Origin of the sequence: Psychrobacter sp. NPDC078929, from assembly GCF_050267985.1 — a bacterium.
GTDB lineage: Bacteria > Pseudomonadota > Gammaproteobacteria > Pseudomonadales > Moraxellaceae > Psychrobacter.
On the sequence record NZ_JBNNFX010000014.1, the window covers coordinates 51,030 to 76,893 of the forward strand.

Sequence of the window (25,864 nt, forward strand, 5' to 3'; positions counted from 1 at the left end):
CAGAAGGGATAACCACAAACCACGCATGAAACCAACTTCGCACCATTCCCAAGCGGCTTCTACTTCCCAAAAAAATAGTACATCTGTTGACACGCTTGTTGTTAGCTCGGAATTTATTCAGCGGTTAGCAGTATTAACGCGTAAGTTAGGCTACGAGTTCAATGACTTGAGTCTACCTAAACTTGCGTTAACGCATCGCTCATTTGATAGCAAAAAAAACTATGAGCGCCTAGAGTTTTTAGGTGATGCACTTTTAGGGATGATTGTGGGTGAAGCTTTATATCATCGTTATCCTAGTCAAAATGAAGGGCGCTTAACGCGTATGCGTGCGACATTGGTGCGCCAAGAGTCATTGGTAATTATCGCTCAAAATTTAGAGCTGTCTAACCATCTTATATTAGGAGTAGGTGAGCGCAAAGGTGGCGGTCGCAATCGTGCTTCTATACTGGCCGATGCCGTAGAGTCTCTAATTGGTGCTATCTATTTAGACAGCCAAGATATGGATATTACTCGCAAATGTGTTCTCTCTTGGTATGGTGATCTGATTGATAATGTCAATGACCAAAAAGCGCTGAAGGACGCCAAGAGTCGGTTACAAGAGTGGCTACAATCTAAGCAGTTTGACTTGCCCAACTACGAACTCATGGAAACGCGTGGTAATGCACCGCATCAAATTTTCGTTGTACGTTGCCATGTCAATATCAATAATTGCCCTGATATTACTGAATCTGGTGAGAGCCGCCGTATTGCTGAACAGAAAGCAGCAGAGCTTATGATTAACCAATTACATAAATTGCCAGGATCTGCCAAAAAACGTGTATAGCCGACATCCATAAACGCGTTTTTAGATGCATAGTATCTGTTTAGACTGGTTTATAACTTGGCAAACATACATTAAAACTACCTCACATATTATTCATTTTAAAACTTTAAATGTTTCTAGCCCGTTTTTAATGGTGACTAAATAAATTTACCATCAAAGACTGTTCGGCTAGTCACAAACCCTATAGGATTAACTTATGAGCAATCATACTGATTTGCCATCAAACAATGAAGACAGCACCCAAAATTTGGGTGAGAATACAGATATTGATTTAAGCCAAAACAATATCGAAGTTACCGAAGAGATTCATGCTATTGATGCAGAAGATATTGCATTAGACAATGATATGGCTATTGAAGAGTTTTTTGCGCCAAGTGGTAATACTCGGATGGCTGATGATTTTAGAGCAGGTTATGTGGCCATTGTTGGACGACCAAATGTGGGCAAGTCAACTTTGATGAATCACTTATTGGGTCAAAAGTTGTCTATCACTTCACGCAAACCACAAACCACCCGTCATCGTATTCATGGCATTTTGTCAAACCATGAAATGCAAGCGGTGTTTGTTGATACACCAGGTATTCACCGTAACGAAGTACGTGCTATTAACGAACGTATGAATAAAGCGGCGGTATCGGCGTTAGTAGATGTAGATTTAGTACTGTTTGTTGTCGATTCAGATCAATGGCGTGACGATGATTTATTGACCTTGCAAAAGCTCGGTGAGACCAATCTAACAGTCGTATTGGTTATTAATAAGTCAGATACTCTAAAAGATAAAGGCAGCGTGCTACCACTTATCGAAACTTTCAACGATAGTTTCGATTTTGCTGATATCGTTCCTGTATCTGCACTAAAAAATCAAAACTTAGATCGTTTGCAAGAAGTGATTGCCTCACATTTACCAGTCGCTGCGCCTATTTACGATACAGAACAAATCACAGATCGCTCTGAGCGATTTTTAGCCAGTGAAATCATTCGCGAAAAAATCATGCGTAGTGCGGGTGATGAAGTGCCATATGATTTAACGGTACAGATTGATGAGTTTAAAGACGAACCTGCACATACTGATCCAAAAACAGGGCGTCCACGCAAAGCTTGTACTTTCATCGATGCGACTATCTATGTTGAACGTGGTGGTCAAAAAGCCATCGTTATCGGTGATAAAGGCCAGCGTATCAAACAAGTTGGTATGGATGCTCGTAAAGATATGGAGCAGTTGTTTGGTAAAAAAATCATGTTAACTTTGTGGGTCAAAGTGAAACGTGGTTGGTCTGATGATGAGCGTGCGTTGACCAGTTTGGGCTATTGATAGCGGTTAAGAACGAACGCTTCAAAAGCACTGTCTGCCTTTTAGCTATTTAGGTAATAAAAAATGCGTAATGAAGCGCTCGTCGGGTATTTATTGCATCAGCGCCCTTATCAAGAAAAGCGCGCTTTGTATTATCTTTTTTCTCAACAACATGGTGTAATACATGGCGTTGGGAAAAAAGGCGCGCCACTATTTATGCCATTACAGCTTTTTGCTACTGGTAAACGCGACCTAAAAACCTTTAGTCAAATTAATATTGCTTCGCAAGATACGACTCAAGCTGACAGTGTTCAAAAAGACAGTGTTCAAAAAGATAGTACACCTGCTGTTTTAGAAGCCGTACCTTACGCTAATATCAGCGGTCAACATCAGTATGCCGCACTATATATAAACGAGATTCTGTGGCGGCTGTTACCTACTGAAGACCCAATGCCTGTATTGTGGCAGCATTATCAAATCAGTCTACAACAACTCAAGCAGCCCTTAAGTAATAGCGAGCTTCGTCTCTGTCTACGTCAGTTTGAGCAGTATCTATTTACCGAATTAGGATTCACTTTAACGTTAACGCATGACAACGTTGAAGATCCCATCGAGTCTGATTGTACTTACCGTTTTTTACCAGATATAGGTTTGCTCCCTGTATTGGTACATAATGAAGAGTCTGAGCATTTAGCCAGTGAGTCTGGACAGACTGTTTTTAAGGGTACGGATATCATAGAAATGGCACGTTTAGGTATTACTGAACAGACGCTGAGCCATTGGTCAAAGCTACATAGACATCTTATTGATCATTTGCTTGATTATCAGCCGCTACAAAGTCGTTTGTTATGGCAGCAACAGCAGCGTTATCAATAACTGCATTCTCAAATATTCTCGTAGTATCAACTATATAAGTTAGGCTTAATTGTCCGAAGGATTTTTTATGAGCATCTCTGTATCTACCTCATCTGAAAACAATTCAAAAAAACCTTTGTTAGGCGTGAATATTGATCACGTGGCAACATTGCGTCAAGCGCGTGGTGTGAGTTATCCAAATCCTTTGGCTGCTGCATTATTGTGCGAAAAGGCAGGGGCAGATGGTATCACTATACATCTACGTGAAGATCGTCGTCATATACAAGATGCGGATGTTTATGAAATGGCAGGGCAGTTGTCGACGAGAATGAATCTAGAGATGGCCGCAACGGATGAGATGCTTGCAATTGCCTGCAAAGTTAAACCTTTTTGGGTATGTCTAGTACCTGAAAAGCGTGCAGAGCTAACGACAGAAGGTGGTCTTGATGTTGCAGGGCAAGTCATATCTCTAAAAGAGTATGTTCATAAACTGCAAGCCTCTAATATTAAGGTTTCCTTATTCATTGATCCTGATGACAAGCAGATTGCAGCCGCAATAGAGTGTGGCGCAGACGCAATAGAGTTGCATACTGGTGCTTATGCCGAAGCAGGCTTAGCAAATGATACTGACGTACAGTTGGCTGAACTTAAAAGACTTGAACAAGCAGTAGCTACAGCACAGAGCCTAGACGATAAATTGCTTATTAACGCGGGTCATGGTCTAACGTGTGACAATGTGAATGCTATTGCAAAGATTGATGGTATCTATGAGTTAAATATTGGTCACGCACTTATTGCAGATGCGGTCTTCGTAGGACTAGAAAGCGCTGTGACAATGATGAAAGAGGCCATGCATAAATAGGTTTGCATATACGGCATCTATTACCCATTACATTTCGTAGGGTGGTCTACGTTAAGTTTATGTTTGACGATACCGGATTGGTTAAAAGAGATTTGGTACATTGATTTATTATAAGAAGAGGTAGGGCAATATTTTATATGACCGAAGTGTCCTCGTGGTCTGCCACTATCACCCCAAAATTTAGTATAGTGACGCCTACCGCCAACTCTTAATTTCACTGTACTATATCTTAGGTTTAAGGATTGCTGAGTTAATAAGGTATCTACTTGAGAATCAAAATGCTTATTATTGTTTTTATCTACGAATAGCAGAAGCGTTTTATCACTGTTCCTATGACATTGCTGTGCATCATTCGATAAACAAACCAAGACATCCTGCCGACTTATGTAACTTTCAGCCTTTGCTAATGATAAGGTACTCTCTAGTTGATGCTTGACACGTTGCGCTTCCATCCGTGCTAAGTGCGTTAAGATGCTTGGCGCCGCAATAGCTGCAATAATTCCTAATACCATTGTCGTCACAGTTAGCTCAACGAGAGTAAAGCCGTTTGATTGCTTAGCATTTAAAATATTATCGTTTTGAAGGAGTGGTTTCCTATAAATGACAAACTTCAATAGTTTATTGAATAACCTAGATGCAATAGCTAATAAATTATCAATTCCATACCTGCCGTTTTTACAAATAGGTAAACAAAGGGTAAAAATGGCTATTCTCTTATAATGGGCCAGTATCTTACTAAGCAAGTTCATAATGCGCTACATCCTATAGCTGTTTATCTTTGAAGTAAAAACAACGTCTCACACACCCTTGTGTTGACTATCTTTTAAGCTAACCAATTGTCTAAATTCTTTAGACTTTCTCTTATTCCACTGTATATAAAACACATACAACACCTAATTACTTGATTTTCAGAAGAATATTGGTTTTTTACAATATATATGTAATATATAGCGACTGTCAAAAAATGTTTCAATTAGTGAAAGAACGACATTAACAATAGAGAAAAAATTCTAATTGTAATAAAATACTTCAAGAAAATAGCTATCAATAGACTATTCATCTATCGCAAACTGCTGTGTAAAAGATAAGAAGCGTAAGGTGTGTTAGTTCTGGGTAACTTAGACGGTTTATTGTGTTTTAGTTACAACATTATCGTGTAATAATGTGTAGCTCGTTAACGAAAAAAGTTGTAAACTGAATTAATAATCGCTAAGCTACTCCTTAATTGGTTTTGCTTTGTAACTTAAAATGCGTAAGAGATGTCTATCTTAGTACGTCTTGAGAATCGGTTTTGCTTAATGCATCACTAAAATTATCCTTTGGAGGAAGTCCATGAAATTGAATAAAATAGCTCTAGCCCTTGTTGCTGTAGCGGCTGCACCGATGGCAGCTAATGCTGGTGTTACTATTAGCCCATTGTTACTTGGTTATCACATGACTGAAGAATTCAGTGATACCTCTGACAAACAGCGTGAAGTTCTTACCACTGGTGGTAAAAACTTGTATGAAAACGCTAATGGCGATGTTATCGGTGATGGTAGCCGTGGTAACAGCAATGGTGGCGTAGCCAAAGAAAGCAGCCTATACACTGGTGCAGCTTTAGGTATCGAACTTACTCCTTCTACTCAGTTCCAAGTAGAGTATGGTGTATCTGACGCAAACGGCGAAGCTTCTGAAGATTCAGCTGATGCAGGCGTTAACCGCTTTGATATCGAACAGACTATGATTTCTGGTAACTTCTTGATCGGTACTGAAGAATTCACTGGTTACACTGATAGCGCACTTAAGCCATATGTACTAGTAGGTGCTGGTCAATCTAAGATTAAAGTAGAAAACCAAGAGTCTTATGACGTAACTAACGCCGATGGTTCTACATCTACAGTAGCTGCTGGTACTGAAGTATCAAACTCTAAAGACACTATCGGTAACCTAGGTCTAGGTGCTATGTATCGCATCAATGACGCGCTAAGCCTACGTGGTGAAGCTCGTGCGATTCATAACTTTGACAACAACTGGTGGGAAGGCATGGCTTTGGCCGGTCTAGAAGTAGTACTAGGTGGCCATTTAGCACCTACAGTAGCAGTACCACCTATGCAAGAGCCAGTAGTTGACAACACTCCAGTAGTCCTTGTTGAAGCTGATCTTGATTCTGACGGTGATGGCGTACCTGATAGCATCGATGCATGTCCAGGCACTCCAATGAACGTTGTAGTTGATGAGCGCGGTTGCCCAGTACCAGTAGACATTACTGACGAACTGAAAATGGAACTACGTGTATTCTTTGATAACGACAAGTCAGCTATCAAAAACCAGTACAAGCCAGAAATCGCTAAAGTAGCAGAGAAGATGCGTGAGTATCCTAACTCTACCGCTCGTGTAGAAGGTCATGCTTCTAAGACTGGTCCTTCAGCACGTTATAACCAACGTCTATCTGAAGCTCGTGCCGTTGCTGTTAAATCTATGCTAACTAACGAATTCGGTATTGCTCCAAACCGTCTATCAACTGTAGGCTATGGTTACAACAACCCAATCGCTTCAAACGACACTGAAGAAGGTCGTGCTATGAACCGTCGTGTTTATGCCATCATCACTGGTGACAAAACAATGACTGTTGAACAAACTAAAGATATGGTTGTTCAGTAAGTATTAGCAAAATAACTGTATAGTAAAATATACAGTTACAAAAAAAGCCACCCAATGGGTGGCTTTTTTTTATTTATGTATTGAGAAAAGTGAGTTATTACATAAATTTATGAATCAATAATGTTATACTAGCCACCCAAACATTCTGTAAATTAACAGTATGTACATTAGCATAGCAATCTGTATGATGAATTCGTCAGTATAGATATTTGATTGTATTGAACTTTTTTATTTGATAGCATTCTTTTCTGCGTCATCTTAGATTCAATATCTATCTGATTGATGATGAAAGTTTATTCAGCAGCGCTTACTGCTACTGCATTTTTTTAAGACGAAACGAGCATTTTATATGGCGAACGATATCAAACACCTGCGTAACATTGCAATTATTGCCCACGTTGACCACGGTAAGACAACTTTGGTTGATAAGTTATTACATCAGTCTGGTACTTTTGGCGACCGTGCAAACATTGCTGAGCGTGCAATGGACTCAGGTGATATTGAGCAAGAACGTGGTATTACCATTTTGGCTAAAAACACAGCTATCCGCTGGACAGATAAAACTTCAGAAACTGAATACCGTATCAACATTGTTGACACCCCAGGTCACGCCGATTTCGGTGGTGAAGTTGAGCGTGTAATGTCTATGGTTGATTGCGTACTTTTGGTTGTTGACGCTGTTGATGGCCCAATGCCTCAGACTCGTTTTGTGACGCAAAAAGCATTCGAACAAGGTCTAAAGCCGATCGTTGTTATTAACAAAATCGATCGTCCTGGCTCACGTCCTGACTGGGTAATGGATCAAATCTTTGATTTGTTTGACAACCTAGGTGCAAACGATGAGCAGCTTGATTTCCCAGTTGTTTATGCTTCGGCATTGAATGGTATCGCAGGTCTAGAAGCAGATGATTTAGCTGATGACATGACGCCATTGTTCAAAACTATCGTTGACGTTGTTCAGCCTCCACAGGTTGATGCTGACGCTCCATTCCGTATGCAAATTTCAAGCCTTGACTACAACAGCTTTGTTGGTGTTATCGGTATTGGCCGTATTCAGCGTGGTAAAGTTAAACTTAACACGCCAGTGACTGTCATTGATAAGCATGGCAAAACGCGTAACGGCCGTATCCTAAAAATCATGGGTTACCATGGTCTTGATCGTATTGACGTTGAAGATGCACAAGCCGGTGATATCGTTTGTATCACAGGTATCGATGCGCTAAACATCTCTGATACTATTTGTGATCCTAACAACGTTGAAGCACTACCAGCACTAACGGTAGATCAACCAACAGTATCTATGAACTTCCAAGTAAATAATTCACCATTTGCTGGTCGTGAAGGTAAGTTTGTGACTTCACGTAACATTCGTGAGCGTCTTGAGCGTGAGTTGATTCATAACGTAGCATTGCGTGTAGAAGACACTGAGTCTCCTGACAAATTTAAAGTATCAGGCCGTGGTGAGCTTCATTTATCAGTACTTATCGAAAACATGCGCCGTGAAGGTTTTGAGCTAGGTGTTTCTGGCCCAGAAGTTATCGTTAAAGAAGTTGATGGTAAGCTACAAGAGCCATATGAAAACGTTGTCTTCGATATCGAAGAAGAGCATCAAGGTTCTATCATGGAGCAAGTTGGTTTACGCAAAGGCGAGATGACTAACATGGAGCTGGACGGTAAAGGCCGTATGCGTATCGAGGCGACCATACCAGCGCGTGGCTTGATCGGTTTCCGCTCTGAGTTCCTAACCCTGACTTCAGGTAGTGGTATCATGACCTCGAGCTTCTCACATTACGGTCCACAGAAGATCGGTGATGTTGGTGGTCGTTCTAACGGCGTATTGGTTTCTATGGCAAATGGTACTTGCCTAGGTTTTGCACTATTTAACCTACAGAAACGCGGTAAGTTGTTTGCTGAGCCACAGCTTGAAGTTTATGAAGGTATGATTGTTGGTCTCAACTCTCGTAACGATGACATGACAGTTAACCCAACGACTGCTAAACAGCTTACCAACGTACGTGCAAGTGGTACTGACGAAGCATTGACGTTGACGCCAGCAGTGAAGTTCACTCTTGAGCAAGCGCTTGAATTTATTCAAGACGATGAGCTAGTCGAAGTAACGCCAAAAGCGGTACGTATTCGTAAACGCTACTTAACTGAAAGTGAGCGTAAACGTCACGGCCGTGGTAAGAAAGGTGCTTAATATCAATAAGTGAGTTACTGAGTGATTCATAGTATTGATGTTTGACGCAATCACTTAGTGTCAGTAGTTTTTACTGGCACTGAGTGGTTAAAAAATGAGCAATATAAGGTGAGCTATTAGTAGTTCACTTTATACTGCTTTTTTTTATGTTGTAATCTTGGAAAAATACAGACAGAATGAATAGTGACGTTAATGTATTCAATTATTAACATGAAAGCTAGATGTGACACTAATTATATAAATATCTATTGGTTTGTAGATAAATTTTGAGGAAAAAACAATGAGTATGGTTTCAGAGTTTAAAGAGTTCGCTGTCAAGGGTAATGTAATGGATTTGGCAGTCGGTGTCATCATCGGCGGGGCTTTTGCTACCATCACAAAATCTTTGGTAGATGATATTATTATGCCGATTGTCGCTTTTATTTTTGGCGGCGAGATTAATTTTGAAAACATGTTCTTAGTTTTAGGCGATGCACCTGACGGTATTGCTACGACTTATGATGCACTCAAAGAAGCAGGCGTTCCTGTATTGGCTTATGGTAGTTTTATTACCGTACTTATTAACTTCTTAATTTTAGCTTTCATCATCTTCATGATGGTTAGAGGTGTCAATAAAATGCGCCGTGCTGAAGAAGTAGAGGAAGTTATAGAAGAAGCAGTAGAAGAGCCATCAGAGGAAGTGAAATTGCTACGTGAAATCAGTGCCAAATTAAGTAATACCAGTATTACGAAATAAATTATCAAATCGTTGACAATAAAAAAGGCTAACTTCTCGAGTTAGCCTTTTTTTCTATGAAATAGTCACAGTTATTTTTGTAAACTATTTGGTGTGCCTACTAAAAGCAAATTGTTATGGAGTAACCACTACATAGTCATTGGTGTTAATCAGAATTTCTGATGGTTGATCGACAACGATACGTACTACGTTATTATCAACAACTTGAGATTTATAATAGTTGTCTTCTGCAACTGTGCAGCCTAAACAACGTCCCATCGCATCCCAAGGTTCAACAAATAGCTTCTGCTGTGCTTGATCTGCATTACCACCAATAAGTGAAAAAGGTAGGCTTACGATATAAGCTGCCGTACCAGCTACAGCATTCACGAGTTGCAGTGGCTTACCAACAATCGTATCGACTACCATCGTCTCGTATGAAGGACCGAAATCAGTTTCATCAATTTCTATAGCTGCAAAAGTAGGCTGAATAGTTACAACTACCAATCCTAAAGTTGCCAATACAGTAAAAAATCTCTGCTTAACTGTGCGTTGGGTTTTTGCTTTAACAGTCATAACGATATCCTGAAACTCATAGTAGTATGATCAATGGCTGCTGCTATCTTCACGCAGGAATCTTGCGGCAACAATAGTTAGGCTAAATATTACAGAAAAATAAATGATACGCACTATTTATGTAAGCGCTAGCACTATTAAAGCAAGATGTGCGCTAATAAGCAACAAAAATGAGAATAATCTAGTTATAGCTTTGACAATATTGGGTACTTTCAAAAGTAGATACTGTATCTAAATATTATCTTCATGTAATCTAAATATACCTCAAGCAAACAGATATCAGTTATTAGCTATTTTAACGGCTGACAATTTGGACAATAAACACTGGCTCTACCAGTAAGCTTGATGTTTTCTAGCGTCGTGCTGCAATGTAGACAGCTTTCTCCTTGTCTACCATACACATTTAAGGTTTGCTGAAAGTAACCAGTTTGACCACTTGCTACTGTGAAATCTCGTAGTGTCGAACCGCCCAACTTTATCGCTTTCTTTAAAATTTCTTTAATATGATTCACTAAAATAACAATTTGATCGTATGAAAGTTGATTGGCTGGCGTAGCAGGGTGGATGCTGGACAAGTACAGACTTTCAGTCGCATAGATATTGCCAACCCCAACCACGACTTCTTGTTCCATGATGACAGATTTAATCGCTCGGGAGATGGGTTTTAGTCGTTTGTTTGCTTTAGTATTATCTGTCGATGACCCATTGCCATCTTGGCTAGATAAATCTATACGCTGGATTAAATTGTACAAATAGTCTGCGGTAAAATCTTTTGAAAGCGGCTCAGGACCTAGATGATCTAGTAGTTTATTGCCGTAATCTTCATGCCATAGTACTGAACCAAAACGTCTCGGATCATAGTAGTGTAGCTGAGACTTTTCATTATCAGCATCATTAAAGATGACAACCAGATGATCATGTTTACGCTTATCAGTACCATAGCTATGTTGCTGTAAGCTACCTGACATTCCTAAGTGAATAAGAAGCTGACGTGGTTCAACTTTGCTGGCTGATATGGGAGCGTTATTCTGTGAATCTACTGGCAGAAAATTAAGAATCAGATACTTTGCTCGGCGCTCGACACTCTCTAATGTGTAATTAGCTAGCTCGTCCAAGTTATCTGGCATCATCCATCGCAGCTTTGGTTGAAATACTTTAACATCAACTACCTGTTGCCCCAACAATGGAGCAAGACTGGCTTTAGTGGTTTCTACTTCAGGTAATTCAGGCATAGTATTTTTTGACAACTCTATTGTGGAATAAACAACGACTGGCTTAAGGTTTTATTTACACGACTGCACGGCGTGCGTGCAAAATACCATGTTGCTGCTCTAATTTTGCGAGCAACTTAGATAGATGTGCTAAGCCTGAGACTTCAATATGGAACTTTAAAAAAGCAATATTGTCGTCATTACTTAACGTTTGAACTTGGCGAATATTGACGTTTTCTTTATCAATTATCTGTGTCAAATCACGTAGCAAACCGCGTCTGTCATATGCTTCGACATGAATATCAACAGGCTGATAACGACCAATCTGTACTTGCCAAGCGGCTTCTATCTTGCGCTCAGGATCACGCTCGACCAGACGTAAGTACTCTGGGCAGCCTCGATTATGCACGCTAACGCCACGCGATAAAGTGATGTAGCCAGCTATCGGTTCGCCATGCACAGGATGACAACAACCTGCCAAATTGATTTCGATATTATCCAAACCATCGATATGGATTTTATACGCATCGAGCTTACCTGTATCTCTGTTATCTACATGAGGTACAAAGCTCTCTGGTGGTATCTCAGGTTCAAGGTGTAGCTGACGAGAGATATGACTGGTTAACTGATTAAGGCCAATATCACCTGTCACCAGCCCTACAATAATATCGTCGGTCGTATTGACATGAAAATGCTGAATATAGTCGTTTAGATCAATACTATTAGGATGAACAGATAGGCGCTCAAGCTCTTTGCTAAGCATTTGGCGGCCTATTTCAATATTCTTATCACGGTCTTGCTTATTAAACCACTGGCGCAGTTTTGAACGGGCCCGATTGGTATGAATATAACCTAGCGATGCTACCAACCAATCGCGATTGGGCTCACGCGATGCCTTGGTGATAATCTCAACTTGCTCGCCTGTTTTCAACTGGTAGGTCAGTGGCACATAACGCTGATTGACGCGGGCTGCCTGCGCACGGTTGCCAACTTGAGTATGCACATAGTAGGCAAAATCGAGAACGGTCGCGCCTTTTGGTAGCTCAGTAATATCACCGTCACGGCTAAAGATATAAATACGTTCTAGCTCATCAAAATCAACGAGTTGCTCTTCTTCGTCAAACTCAATATCGTCTATCTCTTCGCCCGCTACCACAGCTGAGCGTGGCTGATTGCGTGTCTCATTATTGATAGATAATAATTGACGCAATGAGCTGATTCTTTGATTCAGATAATTGTCTTTCTTGTTCTTTAGACCTTCTTTGTAATTAACGTGCGCACACATGCCAAGCTCGGCCTCAAAGTGCATTTCATGAGTACGAATCTGGACTTCGAGTGATTTGTTTTCCGCAATTACAGCAGTATGTAGCGAGCGATAACCATTGGACTTAGGGTTAGTAATATAGTCATCAAACTGCTCAGGAATATAACGCCATAAGCCATGTACTAGGCCTAAAACGTGATAACAGTCAGAAGGGTTATTAACCAAGACACGTAAGGCACGAATGTCATAAAGCTGATCGAACGATAAGCCTTTAAGCTTCATTTTTCGATAAATAGAGTAGATGTGTTTGACGCGCCCAGATACTTCGCCTTCAATACTGGCATCTGCTAATGATTCATTTAGCTTGTCTTGTACGCGCTGAATATAGGACTCGCGTTCGCTACGTTTTTCTGACAGCAGCTTAGCAATTTCTTTATAGCGGTCAGGCGCAAGATAACGGAAAGCTAAATCTTCGAGCTCCCATTTTAGCTGTGCAATACCTAAACGATGGGCTAATGGCGCATAAATAGTCATGACTTCACGTGCGACACGCGTTTGACGCTCTGGCCTAGAAAACGTCAATTCACGCATGGCGAACGTACGTTCAGCCAGTTTTATAAGTACCACGCGCACGTCGTTGGTGACAGAGATGAGCATGCTATAAATATTTGATAGCTGATCACGTTGATTATTGACGAAATGATCTTCTAAGCGTTTATTGCTCTCAATAATCTCCGACAGCTTACCCATTGCAAGGGTATCTTTAACAAGCGTCAAAATATCTGGACCAAAGTTTTTTTCCACTTCAGCGAGACTAATAATTGATTTGCGCGCACTGCGATACAGCATGGCCGCGACCAATGCGTCTTCATCTTGATAAAGATAGGTCAAAATATCAGTCATACCAATACCGGTCACATAAGCACCTGAACGCTCAGATTCACTGGTATTCATATGACTGCGAATAAACTCGCAAGCTGCACTTAGGTTGGGTACTGACTCTTGTCCAATACGCTTGGCCACATTATCTAGCCAAGTAGGTACGTCGATGTTGGCGTGGTGGTCTAAGTCGACCGCCTCAAGCTCATCGTTTGATAGCGCATTGGTATCATCCAAATACTCGTCTTCAGTATGAGGGTCATGCAGATGATAAGTGTGTGCAGCTGAGCGATCAAAAGTAGTATGTAGCTTGTGGGTTGCCAACTGGTATTTGATGTCGAGGGGAATTTGGGCATAGCTATTGGCTGACTGGTGAGAGCGTTGGCTCGCCACCAATTGTGCCGCAAGTGTTGCACTATCGGCCTGAGTGGTCTGTCCATCCACCAGCGGTAATCCTTCACGAATTTTTACCATAGCCGACTCCTCTTAGCTATTTTGAATTGATTATAACCTCATCTACTATGCACACACTCTGAATTAACGATCCATAAAGCGTCAGCTATAAACCAATACAACTGCTAAAAATGTTATTTTTAGCAGCTATAAAATGCGCGTAAAATATATAAAGCTATGAGTGCAAATGCTTGCTATGTAGCGATTGGAAACATCATCAAAAACATAGGAAGATTGTTTACTATTATCTCATTTTAAAGTGACAAATCAAGCGAGCCTCTGTACGGCTGTGGTCAATTACGCTAAATAATGACTATTTATTAGCACAAACTTATCAAAGCTTTGAGTTATCTTAGATAATTGTAATAACGCTTAAATGTCTCTTTAATCAGGTTCAACTATCAGTCATTTCTAGCTATCAATCATTTTTGAAAATTAATAACGTTAAACTGCTACTTTTTCAAAGCGAGCGATAGATTCAACATGACCCGTATGGCAGAACATATCCATCACGCCAGCATGAGTCAGACGATAGCCTTGTTCTAACAATGCTTTTGTATCACGAGCAAGGGTCGCTGGATTACAAGAGACATAAACAATGCGCTCAGCATTAAATTTTGGCAAATATTGCATAATCTCCCAAGCACCAGAGCGCGGTGGATCAATCAACAGTGCATCAAAACCTTGGTTGGCCCATGGCTTATCAGTACAGTCTTGAGTCAAATCTTGACTATAAAACTCAGTATTGTTGATACCGTTGCGACGAGCGTTGTCAGCAGCACGTTCGGTCATGGCTTCACTGCCTTCGACACCGACTACTGAGCCTGTCTCGCCAACGAGGCGCGCTAGTGGCAAGCTAAAATTGCCCAAACCACTGAATAAGTCTAGTACGCGTTCGCCTGCTTTTAAGTCCAATAAGTCACAGGCAAGCTTGGTCATCTGACGGTTCACCGATAGATTTACTTGAGTAAAGTCTGTAGGGATAAATTCAAAAGTCAGATCATACTCTGGCAATTGATAATATAAACGCCCAAATTGCTCGCTCAAATCATCAGCGTCTGTCAACGCAATACGTTGGATGCTATCAACGCCTTTCGACTGCAAATATAGCTGCCAATTACGCGCCGCGAAAAAGACTTTTAGTTTGTCTATATCAGCGTCTGACAACGGTTCTAAATTACGTACGATGAGCGCAACTGGCTGATTACCATCAGGCAGCTCTGGCAGTTGCTCACCCATTGCAAGCTCAAGCTGGGCAATTTTGTCACGGCTCTCTAAAGTGCTAATAAGCGTTTTGAGGTTTTCAATCTCAAAGCCAATACGCGGATCCAAGATATGACATTCATTTAGCTCTGCCAAGAAGTTACTTGAACGCTCGCGGAAGCCGACAAGCGCGGTTTCTTTTTTGACAACATAGCGCACGCCCAAACGTGCTTTGGTACGATAACCAAGACGATCACCGACCACAGGAGGGAGCCAATTGTCAGGTTCCGCGTTGGCTTGGTGCATTAGCATTTCAGCCAGTACTGACTGTTTAAAGTTTATTTGACCATCTGGTTGCCAGTGCTGCAAGTTACAACCGCCGCAAGTACCGAAATGCGGGCAGGGTGGTACAGCACGTTCAGGGTTTGGGTTGGCAGTGATGCTAATGGCATCGCCTTCTTCAAAGCTAGCACGGCTGTTGGTTATTTTCACTAAAGCGCTTTCACCGGGTAGAGCAAAGCTAACAAAGATTTTTTTACCATGCTTATCTTCAGCATGGCCTTCCTCAACATCAAAACCATTACCATAAACAGCAACGCCGCGACCATCATGTGATAAGCCATCAATATTAAATGGAATTGGCTCTGCATCTTTTAGACGACGACGTGTCTTTGATGATGGCTTTGATTTTTTCTTACTCGGCGGAATGACAATCGTTTGGGTGTCGTTTGTTTGAGCTTCATTCGTTTGAGCGTTACTGTTTTGCGCTGCCATATCAGATGCTGTAGATGTTTTTGAATCGGTGGGTTGCATAAACCTGCCTTAATAATAAATAACTAGAAGAGGGGAATAAAAAACTACTAATAATGCGAATTCTATAATTCGGGTGCCGATGACCAGTCAGCGATAAACTCTTGATGTCGCGGACTACCGTCAGCTTGGGTATACTTTGCCAGATAGTCATAGCTCTGCTGCTGCCAAGCATCAAAATCTTGTGAAGACAACTGTCCTGTTAGACGTAACCAGCGTAAATAAATAAGCCAAGTATTCATCACATCAGACTCACAGTATATAGATAGGGTCTGCCAGTCACCGCTACTAACAAGCGCACCGACCATGCTGCCATCTACCTCAGTTTTACCAGGTAATCCGTACAGACTTGCGACGATATCCATGGCTTCACGGCGGCTAGCACCGTACTGGCTAAACCGATCCATCAAGTCTAGATGACGCGTATGAAAGCGATTAACATAGTTATCAAAGCGCATGTTTTTAATACGCTCGCCTTCTTCGAACAGCCATGGTGCTGACAAATCATATTGCATGGCACGATATATCAGTACAGGTATGTCAAAGCCTGAGCCATTCCAGCTAATAAGTTGCGGCAGTGTCTCAGTGTCGTTAAATGCTCTAAAGAATTTGGCTAGGATTTCTTTTTCACTAAATTTATCGGCAGTCAAAGAAAATAGCGATAACTTACCATCTTTGATATACAGAGCTGAGATACAGACGATACGCTGTAGTGGCAAGCGCATAAAGTCGTGCCCTGCCTCTTGTGTACGTATGGCTGTCAGCGCGCTTAAGGCATCTGCATCGTTGAGATCGGCCAATTGCGGATAGATACGGCGTGCTGCATCGACATCGGCAACAGTCTCGATATCAAAAACCAATATAGGGTCGGATGGTAGCGCTTGTGACATAGATAATCCTGACTATTTATGAGCTGATAGTTAATTCATTATGAAAGAATAACAGCATTGACCTTGCTTGAAGTATTACGTTTACATCTGCACTTGGCCGCTTTGCACTTTTTTTAAATTAACGATACTAAATGGTATTGCTTATGCATTAATTAACTTCTGCGCTGTTATCCGTATTGCTATCGTCAACGTTATATAAACCCGTTGATAAATAACGATCGCCACGATCGCAGACAATAAAAGCAATAACAGCATTAGGATTTTCTTTTGCCACTTGGGTCGCTGCCCATGCAGCTGCGCCCGAAGATACCCCAGCAAAGATACCTTCAGTCTTCGCCAATTTACGCATATAGACTTCAGCAATACGCTGATCGATATCCATCACTTCATCAATCAAGTCTGCATCAAAAATACCTGGCATATAAGCCGCTGGCCAACGGCGAATACCAGCAATAGAGGCTTCTTCGTCAGGCTGTAGGCCAATGATTTTGACATCTGGATTTTGCTCTTTTAGGTAGCGTGATACACCAGTAATCGTACCTGTCGTGCCCATCGAGCTAATAAAATGCGTAATTTTACCTTCTGTCTGTGCCCATAGCTCAGGGCCTGTAGTCAGGTAATGTGCTTGGCTATTGTCAGGATTATTAAACTGATCCAATACCACCCCTTTGCCATCTGCTTGCATCTGTAATGCCAAATCGCGCGCAGCTTCCATGCCTTCGTCTACTTCAATCAGCGTTGCGCCATAAGCAATCATGGCATCTTTACGCTCTTGGGTAGAGTTGGTTGGCATCAGCAATGTTATTGGGTAGCCACGCATCGCAGCGACCATGGCCAATGCAATACCAGTATTGCCACTAGTGGCTTCAATCAACATATCACCAGGCTTGATATCACCGCGTTGTTCTGCCTGATAAATCATATTAAAAGCGGGGCGATCCTTTACAGAACCCGCTGGATTATTACCTTCAAGCTTAGCTAATACTGTGGCGCCATTGGCAATGCGCTCTTGCTCAGGCAGACGTTGAAGTTTCACCAATGGCGTTTGACCAACGCAATCAGCGAGGGTAGTAATTTGAGTAATGAAGTTAGCATTTGACATGGCCGTAGTGGACATAAAGTATCCTTTTCTATTTTTTAAATATGTTTTTAATGGCTTGTTTTTGATGGAAGCGCTGTTTTTATTGTTTGATCATAATTTTAGACAGTCGCTGTGTATATAGGTTTACAGTGATACGCGAGCTAAAAACGAAAGGCATTAGAGTGCGCTCTCATATGTTATGACTATGAGCGATATATTGTGGTAAATAAAAAGTGGCTTTATTATATCATTTTGTTTTCAGCTGCGCTTATCGCATCAAGGATTAATAGTCACTGTATCAGGTCAGTACTAATGCTACGTTAAGGGTTGCAAAAGTAGGACCATTGCTTAAAGCCATATTCTCTTTGACACAGAGTGGTTGGTACTCTAATTATAACGTTATTCATCACATGGAATGCTTAACCAGTACTTATAAAATCCTGTTAAGATAATCTTGAACTATTTATCAATTGTCTTATCAAAATTAGTGAACTTATTAATGATTAATAGCTTCATTAAGAGTAGCCCCTTACCCAAATACTCTGATACGACATGCTACAAGTATCACGAATACTGACGTTATCACAAAAATTCACGGCAAGAACCTTAGTAGAGAGTAGACCTAGCATGGCATATAAAAAACGTTTCGATACCAGTAGTGCTTATGGTCAGCTGATCATACTGGTGTTTTTGCCTATCTGTGTGTTGGCAGCAGTAGGCGGCATCTTGGTATTTCACGAAACCATGCGTGCAAGTGACTCGGAGCAAGAAGTATTGGCCGAAGCGGTACTTATTCGCTATACACCAGTCATAGCTGAACTGATTCCTGAGCTGCTAGAACAAGAGCGCCAGCAAGTAGGGAGTAGTGCTGAAGGTACTCAGCGAGCGGCGATGACGACGCTAGAGGGTATCCAAGATAAGCTTGGACGTATGCAGTCCGAGCAGCATGTACAGCGTATTGCTATTATTAATGAAGGCAATCAAATACTGGCAACAGTCGGTTATGGCCTCAATGAAGAGTGGCCATTAATCAGTGATTCCGCAAGCTTTTTGTCACAACGACCAACGCCTGTAGGCACAGCGTATGGCAGTGTGTTGGGAGAGTTTGAAGGGCAGACGTTGTGGTTGCTCGTCGATATGGATAATGAGCCGCTCTACATTGCACGATATCGTATTGCGATGGCGTTAGTGATTACTGGCTTGTTTACTATCTTGATTCTATTACTGAGTTTAAATATCTATTCAAAACGTTGGATTGCCCCCATTTATGAGCTGCGTTTGCAGTTGCAGCGTACCCATGTTGATAATTTATACCAACCTGTACCAGTAGAGTCAGATGGTGAGCTGAATCTATTACAGCAAGATCTGGTCAGAACATTACGCCGCTTACATAGAAGCTTTCAAGAGCTAAAAGATCATGCCGAGCAAACTGAGGATGATTTACGGTTGGCATTTGATGAAATGGAGATGCAAAACATTTCTATTCGAAATGCACGTGATGCAGCGATTTCAACCAGCCAAGCAAAATCTGCGTTTTTAGCCAATATCAGTCATGAACTGCGTACACCATTGAACAGTATCGATGGTTTTATTAATTTGCTGGCACGTCATGGCGAGCTTAATCCTGAGCAGGACTTGTATGTACAGACCATACGTAAGTCATCAGCACACTTGCTCGCTTTGGTAAATGATGTCTTAGATTTTTCTAAAATTGAGGCAGGCAAGCTAGTACTGGATCGCCATGAGTTCGATCTTTACGACACCATTTATGATGTGGTCGATATGCTATCTCCGGTCTCTGCGGAGAAGGGTTTACGCATGGCGGTGCTTTTTTACAATGATGTGCCGATGCGCATCAACGGCGATGCGTTACGTCTTAAGCAAGTATTGACCAATATCGTTGGTAATGCCATTAAATTTACGGATAGTGGTGATGTGGTGGTGCGTGTGAGCTTAGATGACCACCGTGATAACTATCTGATGATTAGCGTGCAAGATAGCGGAAAAGGCATTTCTCTAGCAGATCAAAAAATGCTGTTCCAAAGCTTTAGCCAAGGCGATCCATCAATCACACGTCAGTATGGTGGTACAGGGTTGGGTCTGGTCATCTCCAAACAGTTAACACGCTTGATGGGCGGTGATATTGGGTTTCATGATAATGCACAAGAAAATATTGCCAACCAAGGCGCGACTTTTTGGTTTCGCATGCCAGCCCATGTCGACGTGCTAGAGGCAGCCACAGGGCAGGCGATTGAATTACCAGTATTGGCGCCACTAGCAAGCGAGACCGATGAATTTAATGTACTGGTTTGGATCAATCATACCGCTTCGATACAAGTACTCAAGGCCAGCTTGCAGTATTTGCCAATTAAGCTAACTCAAGCTAATTCATTACCAGGAGTGCTTGAATCATTAAAAGAGCATGGTAATTATTGGGATTGGGTCATCGTTGATGATGACACGCAAGACGATATGATGGCGCTCCTCAAGCAAATTCGTCTGCATTATCAAGGCAAGCTTGCTGTATTTGGCTATCAAGTGGCGGCCGATCAAGCGCTACTCAATCGCTATCATGCCAACATACTGTATGAGCCATTAGACAAAAGACAGCTGTACGCGATGCTTGATACGCAAAGCCGTAGTACGCCGCAAAGCCTGCAGGAACCACGCTGGAAAGGGGTCACGGTACTGGCAGTTGATGACCATTTGCCCAATTTACTAGTGCTTGATGCTCTATTGAGCGAGCTAGGGATTCAGGTAGTTACTGCGAGCAGTGGGTTTGATGCTATCGAGATTATCAGTAAACAGCAAACCAAAAACATCAAAACTGCCAAGAGCGATAAGCAAAGCCTATCGAATAAAACGCAACTTTCTAAAGCAGAAACACGTGATGAGATAAATAAGAAAACAAATAGCGCGTTCTATCATGAGGACACGAGCGCTGATGATAAAGCGGCTACGCAAGATAAAGACAATATTGATCTGATCTTTATGGATATTCAAATGCCGCGGATGTCGGGACATGAGGCAGCTAAGCAGATTCGAAATATCGAAAATGCGGATAGTCGTATCCCTATTATCGCTCTGACCGCGCATGGGTTGGCAGATGAACGTGACAAACTTATAGCCAGCGGTATCAATGACTATGTCGGCAAACCGATTAGCCAACCTCAGTTATTACAGGTGCTACAGAAATGGCTTGGTCGCAAGAGTACGACACCACAATTGACCGCGTTGCCTGATACAGATTTGCAGAGCTTTGGCTTACGGCATTCTGACTTACAGGGTGCTAACGTAAAGGATACCGACTCATCAGAGGCTGAACTAACTGCTATTGACTCGCTGCGCGGTTACTCAATCAATGACAATGATTTATCAAATGACTTGCTCTCTGATAATGTGAATGGTCAAGAGACTCAAACCAGTTCAGATATGTCTTCAGATACATTAACCGCTACTTATCCAATAATAAGAGGAGACGGGGTAGATCGTAATAGTACTTCTGTCAGTAGCGAGCCAAAAATTACCCGTCCATTATCCTTGAAAAAAATCCGTGATGATTATTTGCGTGATAGCCAGCCTCGTGAAAACTATAGACGAGATGCTGCGCGTGATATTCAACCGCGCTATGAAAGCTTACGTCTACAAAAACAAGGTCAGTCGCCACTACTACGATCAACAACAAAATCTATCGACAACTCTCAAGATAAAAGCCCTCAAGACCAAAGCTTTCACGATAGAACAGCTCACGATAATACGACTTTACACAAGCAAATCAATAATGACCTTAGTAACAACAATATAAGCAAAAGTGATACCTCAAATATTTTAGATTGGCAAGATGCGCTCACTCGTTCAGCGAATAAACCTGAATTGGCGGCCAAGCTTATTATCATGATGATCGATACTATCAATGATGAAAAGCAAGCGCTGATTCAGGCATGGGAAGCGCATGACCGCAATATGCTGGCACAAATTGCCCATCGTATACTGGGCGGCAGTCGATATACAGGTGTACCGCAACTGCGTCAGGCTAGCCAAGATTTGGAAGATAAGTGCCTGCTGAATGTACAACATACGACACCTGTGCAATTTGCAATGATTGAGCCTTATTATGAGGCATTGTTAACGGCGCTAGACAACTTGCAAAAAGTAGATTTATCTTCTTATCCGCAGCTCAATTATCATCGCTTGAGCGAAAATGACATGACGTGGAAAATGATATAAATTGAGGGTAAGGCAAAACAGACAAAATCATTCAGGTTCAGAGAGCGATAAGTAACCTCATTAGATTTGCTTATCGCTATCAGCTAGACAACCTGTGTTTGCTGTATATGAAACTGACTATAGTATCGTGGCAGTCAGTTATTACTACGGTACAACAAAGACAAGCCTGCTAATATTGTGAATATGAGAATCATATTTGTTTTATTCATTAATAAGGATTGTTATGAACGCAATTGCAAGTTACCAGTATGAGACCTTACAAGTTAGTATTACAGACAACATACTGACGGTTACCTTAAATCGTCCACATAAAAAAAATGCCATGAGTTTTCAGGTAATCAATGAGCTGATTAAGCTGGCAGGTCGCATTAGCAAGGACAGAACCATACGCGCAGTCATTCTAAATGGGGCAGAGGGAACTTTTTGTGCAGGGATTGACTTAGGAGACTTAAATCATCCAAAAAACACAGCATTTGCGCTTTGGGAATTGATTAAACCATGGCAAAGTGCGTTCCAACGAGTATGCTTGGTATGGCGTGATCTGCCAGTACCTGTCATAGCGGTGTTGGAAGGATACTGTATCGGCGCTGGGTTACAGTTGGCGTTGGCTTGTGACATACGTGTCAGTCACCCTGATTGTCAGTTATCTATTATGGAAGCTAAGTGGGGCCTAGTGCCAGATATGGGACTGACCCAATCAGCATTTGGGGTTCTACGAGAAGATACTCTAAAAGAACTCGCCATGAGCGCTCGTATCATCGATGCTAATGAAGGCAAAGAGTTAGGCTTGATTAGTCATTGTAGTGAAGCGCCTCTTGAACAAGCACAAAAACTTGCTGCAGAGTTTGCAGAGCGCTCTCCTGATGCGGTACTAGCAAGTAAACGCGTGATAAATGCGATGTATGATCAACCTGCTAAGACTTTGTATAAAGAAAAAGCATGGCAGCTTAAAATGATGCTTGGTCGTAATCGTAAGCTTGCCCTCAGAAAAGCAAAGCAGGCCAGCACCTTATTTGGCAAACGCCAATTCCGCTAAATTTTTGCTATCAGTAAATTTTCTAGTGTTATTTTCGTTTGATTCATTCTGATAAAAGAAATTGCTACCTAAGAAAACTAGACATATTTTGATAAATTATTTTGACGAGTTTTAATTGTTAGCGGTTGTTTCGCCATTATCTTATAGCCATTGAAATGCAAGCAGATAGCACGATATAGCATTGTCTGCTTGCACCGATATGGGTAAAGATGCACTATTGTTGTTAAAGGTATCTATTTTGATTACTGGATAAGCCAGTAAAATGACGAAAGCCTACCTAACAACATGTGCAAGCAATTAAACGTCGAAAAATAAAATATCAAAAATAATAGCCACTATATAAAACGGTCTAAATATGTCTGCTTCAAAACCCTCCCTTCCAAACAAACCTATCGCTTCTGAGCGAGTGCGCTCTGCTGATTTGCCTGTTGCATGGATTATGATGCTTGGGCTGATGGTTGCGGTGGGCCCATTATCGATTGATATGTATCTGCCAGCATTGCCATCGATGGCCGATGATTTCGGTGTTTCAACGGCCTTTATGGCCAACTCTGTCCCTGCATACTTTTTAGGTTTGGTATTTGGGCAGCTATTTTACGGACCATTCAGTGACCGTGTTGGCCGTGTCAAACCCTTATATATAGGTATGACGCTGTATGTTATCGCTTCTATCCTTTGTGCGACTACTGATAATGAGTACGTACTGTTTGCAGGCCGTACTTTACAAGCATTGGGCGCGTGCGTCGGTGCAGTAGTTACTCGCGCTGCGATTCGAGATCGCCTCACTGCAAAACAAACGGCAAAAGCTTTTTCCATCATGATTTTAGTGATGGGCTTAGCACCCATATTGGCACCATCGCTTGGCGCGCTATTCTTACAGTTTTTTGATTGGCACTCTATATTTTGGTTCTTAGCTGCATTTGGCGCTCTAAACTTGCTACTTACTAAGTTTTTCTTTTTTGAAACTTTGACTGAAGAAAACCGTAACGTACGCCCTGCAAGAGAAGTGCTCAGTCAATATTGGGATTTATTAAAAGATCCGACTTTTAACTATCCAGCAATTGGTGGTGGATTGTTAATGGGAGCGATGTTTGTCTATATCAGCTCGGCCTCTGAGCTAATCATGGATACTTATGGCGTCTCAGCGACACATTTCGCTTGGTTGTTCGGAATGAATGCGGCGGGTTTTGTAGGTTTGACTCAGCTTAACCAATGGCTTACCAATCGCTTTCGAATACTAAGTATTTTACGATTTGGGGCGATGATGCAGGTTATCTCTGCGGGTGTGCTATTCGTGACTGGCTTGCTTTTAGGGACGGATGCTTGGCTAACACTAGTGCTGGCTTGTATTTTCTTTTGTATCGCAGGACTGGGTCTGACTCAGCCTAATGCTTCTGCAATTGCGCTCGCTTTTCAGAAACGCCGTGCTGGTATGGCAAGTGCACTACAAGGCTCGCTGATGTTTTCAGTCGGTATCTTCGGCGGTTTATTATTGAATCTGTTTCCAGTCAACCCTGTCTTCAAGGTCGGTATTGCTCTGTTCTCACTAATGAGTTTCGGTTCTTTCCTGATTTGGAAGATAGACCGTAATCTCAATTTGGACGACGCAGAGTAAAGGCATTTCTACTTTAAGTTAGCTGTATTTTAAAAAGCACTTATACGTTTACAGCGTATGAGTGCTTTTTTGTGCGCTCTATTTATTTTTATTCAAAGCCAAATTAAATTTTATAGGCGTTTTATATGATGGAATTTATTGATTATAAACGAGTATATGTTTTTTATGGTTATATGCAGCCTTTGCTATATATGGCTTACCTTAAATAATGACCAAACATAATTATTGCAATCGCGAAATTAGGCAAGTACTATCTAGCGTAACTTTCTGTAAGTGAATATGTATAGACATTGCTTAACCTTGCTAGATTGTCAATTAATTAAAATGTAAAACAACGTTAGGTTTCAAGGATAGATTATGAAGCAGTTATATCGAGCGTTACCGATTTTGTTGAGTGTTGGCCTATTTGGCTGTGGTAATTCTGCCACTCAAGAAAGTGCAAATACACCAGTAAAGGAAAACACGGATAGCTTTGTGAGTAAGCTACCTGATACAGCGCCAACATTGAAAGTTGCCATGACTGGTGATTTGCCGCCTTTTTCGTTCCAAGATGACTATGGCAATATGCAAGGCACTGATGTTGATTCAATTCGTGCTATTGGTGAAGAGCAGGGATTCAAAGTCGAGTTTTACAAAGAAACTTGGCAAGATATGTTCGATAGCGTTGAATCAGGAAAGCGTGATCTAGCGATTTCTGGTATTTCTTACAAAGACGATCGTGCAGTGAGATATGGTCTATCAACACCATACTTTTTCAACCCAGCTACTATCATGTATTTGGAAGGTAAGTTTGATATAAAAGACTTAAACGATATAAAAGGTCTAAAAGCAGGTACGTTAGAAGGCTCTAAAGAAGAAGACACACTAAAAGAGATGGGTAGTTCAGTGGAGCTAATTTCGAGACCTACAGCATTTTTGGCGTATCAGGATTTGGTTCAAGGTAATACGGATGTCTTCTTGTACGATATGCCAGTCTTGCAATATATCGTCAAAGGCTATCCTGAGCATAAAGTGAAAATTGTACCCTATGAAGCTGCAGATGCACCTTCAGCCCAGCAAGTGGTGCTCATGGCAAAAGAAAATACTCAGCTTATCAAAACGGTTAATGAAGGTATTGCCAAACTAAAAGAAAAAGGGACATTTAAAGAAATTGAGGCGCGCTGGTTGGGTGAAGCTGACCCTGCTGAAAAGAGCGAATCTGACACCAATACTAAGCAATTGAACTAAGGA

The 25,864-nt window shown here is 41.5% G+C and carries 18 protein-coding genes; 11 read left to right on the top strand and 7 right to left on the bottom strand.

What is annotated here, in order from left to right; all coding sequences use genetic code 11:
• The first annotated feature begins 25 nt into the window (after window positions 1–25).
• The 4 genes from rnc (at window position 26) to ACQKCG_RS09110 (ending at window position 3,831) form a co-directional block, all read left to right on the top strand.
• On the top strand, window positions 26–823 hold the full coding sequence (rnc, locus tag ACQKCG_RS09095; protein WP_160021522.1) for a ribonuclease III: 798 nt from the start codon (window positions 26–28) through the stop codon (window positions 821–823).
• Window positions 824–1,169: 346 nt separating this feature from the next.
• A complete protein-coding gene (era, locus tag ACQKCG_RS09100) occupies window positions 1,170–2,135 on the top strand; it encodes a GTPase Era (RefSeq protein WP_227526679.1) in 966 nt (321 codons plus the stop codon).
• 63 nt (window positions 2,136–2,198) lie between these two features.
• Window positions 2,199–2,990, top strand: coding sequence for a DNA repair protein RecO (gene recO / locus ACQKCG_RS09105; RefSeq protein WP_238051704.1), 792 nt, complete (start codon window positions 2,199–2,201; stop codon window positions 2,988–2,990).
• 67 nt (window positions 2,991–3,057) lie between these two features.
• The gene (locus ACQKCG_RS09110) at window positions 3,058–3,831 is read left to right on the top strand and encodes a pyridoxine 5'-phosphate synthase (RefSeq protein WP_427585382.1); all 774 of its coding nucleotides are present in this window, start codon (window positions 3,058–3,060) and stop codon (window positions 3,829–3,831) included.
• Window positions 3,832–3,851: 20 nt separating this feature from the next.
• Here ACQKCG_RS09110 and ACQKCG_RS09115 read toward each other — a convergent pair whose 3' ends face one another.
• Entirely contained in the window at window positions 3,852–4,580 is a 729-nt protein-coding gene (locus ACQKCG_RS09115; RefSeq protein WP_201571493.1) for a GspH/FimT family pseudopilin, read from the bottom strand.
• A gap of 583 nt (window positions 4,581–5,163) precedes the next feature.
• On the opposite strand from ACQKCG_RS09115, the gene ACQKCG_RS09120 reads away from it, so the two are divergent.
• From ACQKCG_RS09120 to mscL, 3 genes are all read left to right on the top strand, one after another.
• Window positions 5,164–6,474 carry an OmpA family protein gene (locus ACQKCG_RS09120; protein WP_427585383.1) on the top strand — a complete coding sequence of 437 codons (1,311 nt, stop codon included), beginning with the start codon at window positions 5,164–5,166 and terminating at the stop codon, window positions 6,472–6,474.
• 349 nt (window positions 6,475–6,823) lie between these two features.
• The gene (gene typA, locus ACQKCG_RS09125) at window positions 6,824–8,674 is read left to right on the top strand and encodes a translational GTPase TypA (protein WP_057758402.1); all 1,851 of its coding nucleotides are present in this window, start codon (window positions 6,824–6,826) and stop codon (window positions 8,672–8,674) included.
• A gap of 280 nt (window positions 8,675–8,954) precedes the next feature.
• Entirely contained in the window at window positions 8,955–9,410 is a 456-nt protein-coding gene (gene mscL / locus ACQKCG_RS09130; RefSeq protein WP_347162431.1) for a large conductance mechanosensitive channel protein MscL, read from the top strand.
• Window positions 9,411–9,524: 114 nt separating this feature from the next.
• Here mscL and ACQKCG_RS09135 read toward each other — a convergent pair whose 3' ends face one another.
• The 6 genes from ACQKCG_RS09135 to cysM form a co-directional block, all read right to left on the bottom strand.
• On the bottom strand, window positions 9,525–9,965 hold the full coding sequence (locus tag ACQKCG_RS09135; RefSeq protein WP_201571495.1) for a hypothetical protein: 441 nt from the start codon (window positions 9,963–9,965) through the stop codon (window positions 9,525–9,527).
• Window positions 9,966–10,255: 290 nt separating this feature from the next.
• Window positions 10,256–11,197 (bottom strand): bifunctional DNA-formamidopyrimidine glycosylase/DNA-(apurinic or apyrimidinic site) lyase, encoded by a 942-nt coding sequence (mutM, locus tag ACQKCG_RS09140; RefSeq protein ID WP_427585384.1) that lies wholly within the window; start codon window positions 11,195–11,197, stop codon window positions 10,256–10,258.
• Between the two features lie 55 nt (window positions 11,198–11,252).
• The gene (locus tag ACQKCG_RS09145) at window positions 11,253–13,793 is read right to left on the bottom strand and encodes a RelA/SpoT family protein (RefSeq protein WP_134292619.1); all 2,541 of its coding nucleotides are present in this window, start codon (window positions 13,791–13,793) and stop codon (window positions 11,253–11,255) included.
• A gap of 423 nt (window positions 13,794–14,216) precedes the next feature.
• On the bottom strand, window positions 14,217–15,788 hold the full coding sequence (rlmD, locus tag ACQKCG_RS09150; RefSeq protein ID WP_413775347.1) for a 23S rRNA (uracil(1939)-C(5))-methyltransferase RlmD: 1,572 nt from the start codon (window positions 15,786–15,788) through the stop codon (window positions 14,217–14,219).
• A 62-nt stretch (window positions 15,789–15,850) separates the two neighbouring features.
• Entirely contained in the window at window positions 15,851–16,675 is an 825-nt protein-coding gene (locus tag ACQKCG_RS09155; RefSeq protein WP_134292620.1) for a 3'-5' exonuclease, read from the bottom strand.
• A gap of 148 nt (window positions 16,676–16,823) precedes the next feature.
• Entirely contained in the window at window positions 16,824–17,792 is a 969-nt protein-coding gene (gene cysM / locus ACQKCG_RS09160; protein ID WP_134292621.1) for a cysteine synthase CysM, read from the bottom strand.
• A 591-nt stretch (window positions 17,793–18,383) separates the two neighbouring features.
• On the opposite strand from cysM, the gene ACQKCG_RS09165 reads away from it, so the two are divergent.
• From ACQKCG_RS09165 to ACQKCG_RS09180, 4 genes are all read left to right on the top strand, one after another.
• The gene (locus ACQKCG_RS09165) at window positions 18,384–21,983 is read left to right on the top strand and encodes a hybrid sensor histidine kinase/response regulator (RefSeq protein ID WP_134292622.1); all 3,600 of its coding nucleotides are present in this window, start codon (window positions 18,384–18,386) and stop codon (window positions 21,981–21,983) included.
• A 223-nt stretch (window positions 21,984–22,206) separates the two neighbouring features.
• On the top strand, window positions 22,207–23,019 hold the full coding sequence (locus tag ACQKCG_RS09170; RefSeq protein WP_134292623.1) for a crotonase/enoyl-CoA hydratase family protein: 813 nt from the start codon (window positions 22,207–22,209) through the stop codon (window positions 23,017–23,019).
• A 355-nt stretch (window positions 23,020–23,374) separates the two neighbouring features.
• A complete protein-coding gene (locus ACQKCG_RS09175; RefSeq protein ID WP_134292624.1) occupies window positions 23,375–24,634 on the top strand; it encodes a multidrug effflux MFS transporter in 1,260 nt (419 codons plus the stop codon).
• Between the two features lie 357 nt (window positions 24,635–24,991).
• Window positions 24,992–25,861, top strand: coding sequence for a transporter substrate-binding domain-containing protein (locus tag ACQKCG_RS09180; protein WP_134292625.1), 870 nt, complete (start codon window positions 24,992–24,994; stop codon window positions 25,859–25,861).
• Window positions 25,862–25,864 lie beyond the last annotated feature (3 nt).

Bases quoted from the DNA above. Each gene is read 5' to 3' on its own strand.
- rnc (WP_160021522.1), top strand. From the start codon at position 26: ATGAAACCAACTTCGCACCATTCCCAAGCGGCTTCTACTTCCCAAAAA.
- era (WP_227526679.1), top strand. From the start codon at position 1,170: ATGGCTATTGAAGAGTTTTTTGCGCCAAGTGGTAATACTCGGATGGCT.
- recO (WP_238051704.1), top strand. From the start codon at position 2,199: ATGCGTAATGAAGCGCTCGTCGGGTATTTATTGCATCAGCGCCCTTAT.
- ACQKCG_RS09110 (WP_427585382.1), top strand. From the start codon at position 3,058: ATGAGCATCTCTGTATCTACCTCATCTGAAAACAATTCAAAAAAACCT.
- ACQKCG_RS09115 (WP_201571493.1), bottom strand. From the start codon at position 4,580: ATGAACTTGCTTAGTAAGATACTGGCCCATTATAAGAGAATAGCCATT.
- ACQKCG_RS09120 (WP_427585383.1), top strand. From the start codon at position 5,164: ATGAAATTGAATAAAATAGCTCTAGCCCTTGTTGCTGTAGCGGCTGCA.
- typA (WP_057758402.1), top strand. From the start codon at position 6,824: ATGGCGAACGATATCAAACACCTGCGTAACATTGCAATTATTGCCCAC.
- mscL (WP_347162431.1), top strand. From the start codon at position 8,955: ATGAGTATGGTTTCAGAGTTTAAAGAGTTCGCTGTCAAGGGTAATGTA.
- ACQKCG_RS09135 (WP_201571495.1), bottom strand. From the start codon at position 9,965: ATGACTGTTAAAGCAAAAACCCAACGCACAGTTAAGCAGAGATTTTTT.
- mutM (WP_427585384.1), bottom strand. From the start codon at position 11,197: ATGCCTGAATTACCTGAAGTAGAAACCACTAAAGCCAGTCTTGCTCCA.
- ACQKCG_RS09145 (WP_134292619.1), bottom strand. From the start codon at position 13,793: ATGGTAAAAATTCGTGAAGGATTACCGCTGGTGGATGGACAGACCACT.
- rlmD (WP_413775347.1), bottom strand. From the start codon at position 15,788: ATGCAACCCACCGATTCAAAAACATCTACAGCATCTGATATGGCAGCG.
- ACQKCG_RS09155 (WP_134292620.1), bottom strand. From the start codon at position 16,675: ATGTCACAAGCGCTACCATCCGACCCTATATTGGTTTTTGATATCGAG.
- cysM (WP_134292621.1), bottom strand. From the start codon at position 17,792: ATGTCCACTACGGCCATGTCAAATGCTAACTTCATTACTCAAATTACT.
- ACQKCG_RS09165 (WP_134292622.1), top strand. From the start codon at position 18,384: ATGGCATATAAAAAACGTTTCGATACCAGTAGTGCTTATGGTCAGCTG.
- ACQKCG_RS09170 (WP_134292623.1), top strand. From the start codon at position 22,207: ATGAACGCAATTGCAAGTTACCAGTATGAGACCTTACAAGTTAGTATT.
- ACQKCG_RS09175 (WP_134292624.1), top strand. From the start codon at position 23,375: ATGTCTGCTTCAAAACCCTCCCTTCCAAACAAACCTATCGCTTCTGAG.
- ACQKCG_RS09180 (WP_134292625.1), top strand. From the start codon at position 24,992: ATGAAGCAGTTATATCGAGCGTTACCGATTTTGTTGAGTGTTGGCCTA.